Source organism: Pontibacter sp. HJ8 (assembly GCF_054824225.1).
In genome coordinates this window covers 1-8,129 of record NZ_JSYF01000353.1, presented here as the reverse complement: position 1 = coordinate 8,129, position 8,129 = coordinate 1, and the positions used below count along the sequence as shown (strand labels likewise).

At 51.5% G+C, this 8,129-nt stretch carries 8 protein-coding genes; 4 read left to right on the top strand and 4 right to left on the bottom strand.

The window, feature by feature from the left end:
* Positions 1-133: 133 nt before the first annotated feature.
* From OB13_RS15215 to OB13_RS15205, 3 genes are all read left to right on the top strand, one after another.
* Complete coding sequence (locus tag OB13_RS15215) at positions 134-385, top strand: hypothetical protein (RefSeq protein WP_461491028.1); 252 nt, start codon at positions 134-136, stop codon at positions 383-385.
* Between the two features lie 134 nt (positions 386-519).
* Positions 520-1,296, top strand: coding sequence for a TIGR02757 family protein (locus OB13_RS15210; RefSeq protein WP_461491027.1), 777 nt, complete (start codon positions 520-522; stop codon positions 1,294-1,296).
* Positions 1,296-2,375 (top strand): serine hydrolase domain-containing protein, encoded by a 1,080-nt coding sequence (locus OB13_RS15205; protein ID WP_461491026.1) that lies wholly within the window; start codon positions 1,296-1,298, stop codon positions 2,373-2,375. Before OB13_RS15210 ends, OB13_RS15205 begins: the two co-directional genes overlap by 1 nt.
* Before the next feature lie 401 nt (positions 2,376-2,776).
* Here OB13_RS15205 and OB13_RS15200 read toward each other — a convergent pair whose 3' ends face one another.
* Together OB13_RS15200 and OB13_RS15195 are read right to left on the bottom strand one after the other, a co-directional pair.
* The gene (locus tag OB13_RS15200; protein ID WP_461491025.1) at positions 2,777-3,316 is read right to left on the bottom strand and encodes a GNAT family N-acetyltransferase; all 540 of its coding nucleotides are present in this window, start codon (positions 3,314-3,316) and stop codon (positions 2,777-2,779) included.
* Between the two features lie 11 nt (positions 3,317-3,327).
* A complete protein-coding gene (locus tag OB13_RS15195) occupies positions 3,328-3,777 on the bottom strand; it encodes a NanQ anomerase/TabA/YiaL family protein (RefSeq protein ID WP_461491024.1) in 450 nt (149 codons plus the stop codon).
* Between the two features lie 176 nt (positions 3,778-3,953).
* Here OB13_RS15195 and OB13_RS15190 point away from each other — a divergent pair, with 176 nt between their 5' ends.
* Complete coding sequence (locus OB13_RS15190) at positions 3,954-6,356, top strand: endonuclease MutS2 (RefSeq protein ID WP_461491023.1); 2,403 nt, start codon at positions 3,954-3,956, stop codon at positions 6,354-6,356.
* A 54-nt stretch (positions 6,357-6,410) separates the two neighbouring features.
* On the opposite strand, the gene OB13_RS15185 is transcribed toward OB13_RS15190, so the two are convergent.
* Entirely contained in the window at positions 6,411-6,848 is a 438-nt protein-coding gene (locus OB13_RS15185) for a hypothetical protein (RefSeq protein ID WP_461491022.1), read from the bottom strand.
* 318 nt (positions 6,849-7,166) lie between these two features.
* Positions 7,167-8,129 (bottom strand): DUF4302 domain-containing protein (locus OB13_RS15180; RefSeq protein ID WP_461491021.1); only part of this gene is annotated, 963 nt, incomplete at its 5' end.

The window sequence follows — 8,129 nt, the reverse complement described above, 5'->3', positions numbered from 1 at the left end:
TTTAAACTCGCTGACCGCTCAAACACAAAACCGTCATTTGCCCACTTTGTTAAAGCCGTTGCTTTGTAGTTGAGGTTGTAAGTATGCCTTGCTATACCTGACAGCTATACCTCAGCTATATTGCCTATACCTGATGAATAGCAATGGCAGCAAGTCCCCCTTCGAAGGGGGCAGGGGGATGTCTATCAGTAGCTATGCAACTAGAATTATCGAACTGGAAAGGTTGGCTCCCCTCAAGGGGGTAGGGGCCCTCGAAAAGGATAAGGAGAGGCAGGGGTGGTTGGACCCGGAACTGCAGGGAAGATTCACCCAGACACTCGCAGGAGCTGCGCTACTGCGAGGTCCTGACCGGCTATACCTATACCGGGTGCACGGATCCGGATAGGTCGCGACCTGTCCCTACATAATCCTGTGAATCCTCAAATCCTGTTTCTGACAGAAAAACAACAGCGACCGCTGCAGCCACCTTCCTCACAACATTTCTTAACTTGCATCCCCAAGACTCACGTACTCTACCACATGAAAGGAGATATCGCTGCTATCAAAGCCCTGCTCGATGACCGGGTTGAGAAGTATAATCAGCCTGCGTTTATACCCAACGATCCGGTTTCCATACCGCATCGTTTCACTCGCAAGCAGGACATTGAGATCAGTGGGTTCTTTGCATCTATCCTGGCCTGGGGGCAGCGCAAGACCATTATCAACAATTGCCTGAAACTGATGGAGCTGATGGACAATGCGCCTTACGATTTCATTCTCAACCACCGGGAACAGGACCTGACGCGTTTTCTGGGCTTCAAACACCGTACGTTCAACGACACCGATCTGCTATACCTGCTGCACTTCTTCCGGTGGTACTACCAGCAGCACGAAAGTCTGGAAACAGCCTTTACCGGGGAACAGAACCAAATTAAGACGCAGAAGGAGCGGCTGGAGTATTTTCATAACCTGGTCTTCAGCCTGGAGGATGCCCCGCACCGTACCCGCAAACACATCTCGACACCTGCCCACAAATCCGCCTGCAAGCGCCTGAACATGTATTTGCGCTGGATGGTGCGCCACGATACCAAAGGGGTCGACTTTGGAATCTGGCACACGCTGCAGCCGGCAGACCTGGTATGTCCCTGCGATGTGCATGTGGAGCGGGTGGCCCGCCGGCTTGGCCTCATCACCCGCAAAGGCATGGACTGGCAAACCGCCGAAGAACTGACTGACCATTTGAGAGCGTTCGACCCGTTGGATCCGGTGAAGTATGACTACGCCCTTTTTGGACTTGGAGTAGAGGGAAAGTTTTAATGGAAGATAAAGGGTATATCTCACTGATTACCAATTTGCAAATATCGGTTGATGCGTGGGCGAATTCTATCTGCATTGACTCCGGGCCAGGCGCTGCGATTCTGATTGCAGCAGCAGGAGAGGTGCTCTATGCCAAAGGATTCGGAGTGGCCGATCTATCCACCGGGCAGCCGATCACACCTGCTACCAACTTCCGGATGGCATCCGTCTCCAAGCAATTCACGGCCCTGTGTGTGCAGCTATTGGAGCAGCGGGGCATGCTTTCGTATGAAGATAAGCTGCTGCAGTTCTTTCCCGGTTTTAGCTCTGTTGGCGAAAGCATAACGATCCGCCACCTGCTTACCCATACCTCCGGGCTGCCGGATTACGAAAACTTTGTAGCGGAAACACGCGACAGCCAGGTGCGGGATGAGGAAGTGCTGGAAATTGTCGCAGCACAGCCGGCCACTTACTTTGTGCCCGGAACAAAATACAGGTATAGCAACACAGGGTATGTCCTGCTGGCACTTATCGTGGAGCAGGTATCCGGGCAGCCTTATTGCGACTTCCTGCAGGCAAATATTTTCACCCCGTTGGGCATGCACCACACGACGCTCTATGCGAGCGGGAAAGCTATATCGAACAGGGCCCTGGGCTACGCAAAGGATCAGGACGGGCAAATTGCTTTCTCCGATCAGGGCACCTGCACAGCTACCAAAGGTGATGGCTGTATCTATACCTCCGTGCAGGATTACCTGCAATGGCACCAGGCGCTTGGCAGCTGTTCGGAGTCAGGTATAGCGCCTGTTTTGGGTGACGTGTGTTTTCCTCTGGACGGGTATGCGCATGGTTTTTACGGCATGGGCTGGTTCTTCTCAGGGCGCAGCTCAGGAGGAATGGAAATGTACCATACCGGCAATACCAGCGGGTTCAGCAACTTGGTCATCCGCATACCGGAACACGATGTGCTGATCGCCTGCTTTTCCAATCTGGCGGATAACCCGCATTTGCTCACCGGCTTTCTGGATACGCTGCAGCCTTTTCCGTTGCTGCGCCCTGAGACCTCCCTGGTTAGAAACCTGCTGCAGCTGACGCGGTAGGAGAGTAGCAGGTATAGAGGGGAAATATTCGTGCAGGTGAGGCCATAGTCCTGTCTGCATAATTCTGCATAATAATGTGCGGGGCCATGATTTCACTGGCTTTTCGGCGATTCCTTTGACCCTACTTTCGGGCTGAAGATACATGGGCTTAATTTCCACGGTAGCTGCCCGCAAGCATTTATGGCTCCGCACCCCACTATTATTCCATGTTCCTAAGCCACCACGACATACCTGGTCCTGGCTATTTTGTTGAATGGGGTATAAAAGGATCTTCACCCTCTCTTTCAGCTAAATCAATGTTAAGCTGTTTTGCAAGCGCAGCGAAATCGTCGTTCCCAGAATCGGTTCTTGGTAATTGAATGTACAGAGAGTTAATTAAAATGTAAGGCTTATTCAGGTTTTCATGACGCCTGCTGGCCAAGCAGTAACCTGAAACCGAACACATGGAGTTCGCCTTGCATAAAATCTAAGTCTCCTGATCGCTTAAAACCTAGTTTTTCATACATCTTCCAAGCCGTTTGCATGGCCTTTGTGCTATGGATGATCACCTGGGACAGTCCGCTTTTAGTTGCTTTCCGGATGCATTCGTTTGTTAAAAGTTTCCCTATACCTTGTCCTCTAAAAAAAGGGTCGACGGCTAATAACCTGAACCCGGCAGCATTTTTTTCTTCGGTAGCTGTTCCGCCAGAGCCATAATATTGCATATCGTTGAAGTAAACGACTGCACCTGCTATGTTGTCGGTAGCAGTTACTGCTACCAGGAGTTCCGTTCCTGGGGTATGGGTTAAATCGCCTATGTTGTACAGCATGTCGTAGTAGGCGGGCTGTTCCGTTTCTTTTGGGAAGCCTTCCAATTGGCTGTATACGCGTACCAACATTTTACCTATGGCCGCATATTCGTTTGACTTGGCGCTCCTGACACGATAGGCCTGCTTACTCATGTTCAGAAAGGCTACTGTACCGCAATCTTCAGAACCACCTTCCGCACATTCTCCTCCGTTATCATAGCTGCATGCGCATCATCGGGGTAGAAGATCGTGAAGGAGCCGGCCGGCACGTCAAACCAGAAAGCAGGCTTATCCGGAAAGAAAGCAGCGTCGCGTTCCTCCTGATACGGATCATTCGGGGCTTCACATTGCGCCATGTCTTTCCAACCCATGTGGTCCGTACCGGAAATTATGTACTGAATGTCGATGTACTTCCGGTGCACCTCCAGCTTGGCGCTTTTCTCCGGTATACCGGGTCCATCCGATATAATGGCAAATAATTCTTTTCCGACGATGGGATGTTGGCCAAGGGCAACTGTTTTCAGGTCAGTCTCCTGCAGAAAACGGAAAGCCTGCTCGAACAAGGGATGCAGGCAGGTATAGCGGGAAGCGTTGGCTAGTTTATCGAGAACCATGTTTTGAGTTTGAGAGTTAGAAAGTTTAAGATGAAAGTTCTGAGTCTTGAGTTCTGAGTCGCGAGTTAAGCAGAAGGCTCTAAAAAACTCAGAACTCCAGACTCGAAACACAGAACTAAACCACAGGTTTTACTTGTTATAAAATGCTAAATTTGCGTTAAATTAAGAGATAAGAATTGATCTATCCAGAAAACTTTGAAATAAAAATCGGGTTCGCACAGGTGCGCGAAATGCTTTCAGAGCTTTGCCTGAGTCCGCTGGGCCGCCATTTTGTGAACCGCATGCAGTTTCTGAACCGGCACGACCTGGTGCAGCGACTTTTAGAGCAAACCAAAGAATTTAAACAACTCCTGGAGTCCGACGCCGAAATTCCGCTGCAGCACTACTTTGATGTAACGGCTTACCTCGACCGGGCAGCCATTGCAGGCGCTTACCTGGATGTGCTGGCATTCTTCGAAATCAAGATGTCGCTACGCACCATCCGGGATTCCCTGCGCTTTATTTCCAGCACGGAAGAAGGTACCTATGAAGCCCTGAAGGCGCTGGGAGCGAACATCCTGGTGGAGCGTTCCCTGATCGCGGCCCTCGACAAGGTGGTCGATGATGCCGGTGCTGTCCGGGACGATGCCACCCCGGAACTGCAGCGCCTGAAGCGGGACCTGATCTCGCAGCAGGGGGTATTGCGCAAGTCTATCAGCTCCATCATCCGGCATGCCAAAAACGAAGGCTGGACACCCGGCGATGCAGAACCTACCATACGCGGTGGCCGCCTGGTTATACCTGTGATTGCCGAGCACAAGCGTCGCCTCAAGGGATTGATCCACGATGAGTCGAATACAGGGCAGACGGTATACATTGAGCCGGAGTCTATTTTTGAGCTCAACAACGACATCAAAGACCTGGAGAATGCCTATCACCGGGAGCTCATCCGCATCCTGATGGGGCTGACCAACACGCTGCGCAACTACATCCCGGAACTTCGCAAGGCCTACCAGTACCTCGGCCTGCTGGACTTTATCCGGGCCAAAGCTGCTTTTGCGCGTCGCGTCGAAGCCTCTATGCCCAAACTGCATAAGTTCCCGCATATCAGCTGGAAACAGACGGTGCACCCTTTGCTATACCTGTCGCACAAGCAACTGGGCAAACCTACCGTGCCCATGGACCTGGAGCTGAACCGCGACCAGCGGTTATTGCTGATCTCGGGGCCCAATGCCGGAGGTAAGTCGGTGAGTCTGAAAACAGTGGGCCTGGTGCAGTACATGCTGCAGACCGGTATGCTGATTCCCGTGGGAGATAACTCCGAAGCGGGTATTTTCCACGACATCTTCATCGACATCGGGGATGAGCAATCCATCGAGAACGACCTGAGTACGTATAGCTCGCACCTCACCAACATGAAAAAGTTTGTGACCGTGGCCGATAACAAAAGCCTGGTGCTCATCGATGAGTTCGGTACGGGTACGGAGCCGGTGCTGGGTGGCGCCATTGCCGAGGCAGTGCTGCAGAACCTCAACGACAGCAAGGTGTTTGGGGTGATCACCACGCACTATACCAACCTGAAGAACTTTGCCGAGCGCACACCCGGTATTGTGAACGGCGCCATGCGCTATGATCATAAAAACCTGCAGCCGCTCTACCAGCTGGAGATCGGCAAGCCAGGTTCCTCGTTTGCCATCGAGATCGCCCGTAAGATCGGTTTGCCCAAGCACATCATGGACAAAGCCAGCAGCCTGGTAGGCAAGGACAAGATCCGCTACGATCGCCTGCTGGAGGAACTGGAGACGGAGAAGCAGGAACTGGAGAAAAAGCTGCGGGAGGCAACTGCACTCGAGCTGAAGATGAAACGCTCTGTAAAAGAGTATACCGACCTCAAGAACTTCCTGGAAGAAAGCAAGCAGGACGTGATGCGGGAAGCCAAAGGCAAGGCGAAGTTGTTGCTCAAAGACGCCAACCAGAAGATCGAATCAACGATACAGCAGATCAAGCAGAGCCAGGCCGAGAAAGAGCAGACCAAGCAGGCGCGCCGCGAACTGGAAACCTTTGCTACCGAGGTGGTGCGCAAAGAAGAACCACGCCCGGCCCACAGGCGCATCGCGGCTCATGCCGGACCTCTGAAAGAAGGGGATACGGTAGGCCTGATCGGGCAGGATTCCATCGGGCAGATCGTGGGTATAAAAGGCAAGACAGCAGAAGTACTGTTCGGCGGGCTGAAAACGATCGTGAAAGTAGATAACCTGGAGCGCCTCGAAGCACAGACCACGAAGCAAAAGAAAGCCAAAGCAGAAGTTTCGGAAGGCTATACCCGTGGCATGAACATCACGCAGCGTATGGCCGACTTTACAACCACGCTCGATATCCGGGGAGAATTCGCAGAAAACGCGCTCCACAAGGTGATGAACTTTACAGACGAGGCGATCATGCTAGGTATACCCGAGATCAAGATCGTGCACGGACGCGGCAACGGCATCCTGCGCCAGGTGGTGCGCGACTACCTGTACTCGGTGCGGGAAGTCGCCAGTGTGGGCAGTGAAGCAGAAGAACGCGGCGGCGATGGGGCTACCCTGGCGGTGCTGAAGTAGGTTTACTAAATTGATATAAAAACAAAAGGCTCCTGAACGTAGGAGCCTTTTGTTTTATCTGCTGAATCTTATTTCAAGCGTTACTGGTTCTTCCTCTTCAAACTCGATCGTCTGCTCCAGGTAAAGTTCCGTGCTGGTCAGCTTGATTATCCGAGATGTATATTCATCCTCAGTTCCCTTGTCATGCAGGATGGACTGCTCGTTATCCGTAAACTCCCAGGTGCCACTCAGGGTCATGCGCTCATATCTGTCTGCGTACGTACCTGCTTTGTCATACTTTACTAAATTCTTTTTGATGTCATAGCCCGTTTCGTCTATGAACATTCTGGAAATATCCTGGCCATACGCCCAGATGGAAACACCCGTCCATTGTCCCGCCGTCAGGAGGTCTCTTTGGGAAGGCTCATTGTCATCGTCGTCCTTGCTGCATCCCGACAGCGAGGTCATCAGTAAGGCGGCGAACAGGAACGTGAAGAGTCTAAGTTTACTCATATTAAATTGTACAGTTTAGTTTCAGGCTAAACTTAGGGATTAATGGGCTAATTTGAAAGGAATAATGTTTTCAGGAAGTTGAGGTGGATAAAACCCTTTTAGTATCAACATATTACGGTAGAGAAGCATAAAAATATACCTGTTCTGTCCTTCCAAAGTTGGATACTGAAAACGGAATTTTCCGGAGTTATACCTTGGCATGAGAAACCTGTTAGCAGGTATAAGCATTTTTAAACTGAAGGATAGGCGGTATGACTTTTTCAAATGCCAAAGGCTCCGGTTACAGAGCCTTTAGCATTTGTAGAGCTTACGTATACCTTACTGAAAACTGATCCACACTTTGGCGTCTTTTGCGCTCACCAGGTCAAAGGTGTTGTTGCCGGTCCTGATCACATAATAGCCTTCCGGTATAACGAACTGATCGCGCGTTGCCTGCACGATCGGAGCGGCCTGTTCCGGCGTGGTTCCGAACTCTCCGGCGTAGGTAAAGATTATGCGGCCGTCGCTCGTGATTCGGGAGCGGAAAGCAGGGCCAAAAAATTTATCGTCCGTTGTAAAGAAGATCAGCCCGTCGTAAGGAGGGTCCACTTTGGTAAAGAAGGTAAGCAAACCCAGATTTTCGATAGAGCCAATGTTAAACGCATCTCTTGTACCCTCTACCGTGAAACCGCTTTGGCTGGTCCAATACTCGCCATTAGGAGGACTATAAAATGCCTGGGCTGCCTGCGGGTCTATTTTGGCGGGCTTGCTGGCTTCCTGTATGCTGCCTGCAGTGCCATTCACCGTCAGGTTGATCCTGTTACGGGCTTCATCAAACTGCAGCGCATTCAGGCTGGTGATGGTCTGGCCGCCTCTGACAAGCGGTTGCAGCAGCGTAATGCCCTCTTGGGTATAGTAGTAGCCCGTGGTTAAGGTTTTGACTTCATTTCCTTCTCCGTAAGTGAACGTGATCGTTCGGAGGGTAGTGTTTACGCTCATGTCAAAGGCCTGGCCGCCCACCACGAGCTGCTTAAAGTACAGGCTGAAATTGTTGATGCTCTCAAAAGCCCGGACATTTTCATTCACCCTGCCGATGTAGTTTGTGGCTTCATCGGCCGTGGCTTTGGTCAATACCAGCCTGCTGCCGTTGTAGTTGCCGACCAGCACCATAGAATCGGGTGTCACGCGGTCAAATGAAAATTCGAAGTCGGAGTACCTGCCCTGGCCAAAGTCACCCCCGCTTTTTGTTGCATCCGGATCGGCCAGCACGTGCAGGTAGGTATAGGTATCAAAAAGCAGGGA

Excerpts from the sequence above, each read along its gene's own strand:
- OB13_RS15195 (WP_461491024.1), bottom strand. The coding sequence starts at position 3,777 with ATGGTTCTCGATAAACTAGCCAACGCTTCCCGCTATACCTGCCTGCAT.
- OB13_RS15185 (WP_461491022.1), bottom strand. The coding sequence starts at position 6,848 with ATGAGTAAACTTAGACTCTTCACGTTCCTGTTCGCCGCCTTACTGATG.
- OB13_RS15210 (WP_461491027.1), top strand. The coding sequence starts at position 520 with ATGAAAGGAGATATCGCTGCTATCAAAGCCCTGCTCGATGACCGGGTT.
- OB13_RS15200 (WP_461491025.1), bottom strand. The coding sequence starts at position 3,316 with ATGAGTAAGCAGGCCTATCGTGTCAGGAGCGCCAAGTCAAACGAATAT.
- OB13_RS15205 (WP_461491026.1), top strand. The coding sequence starts at position 1,296 with ATGGAAGATAAAGGGTATATCTCACTGATTACCAATTTGCAAATATCG.
- OB13_RS15215 (WP_461491028.1), top strand. The coding sequence starts at position 134 with ATGAATAGCAATGGCAGCAAGTCCCCCTTCGAAGGGGGCAGGGGGATG.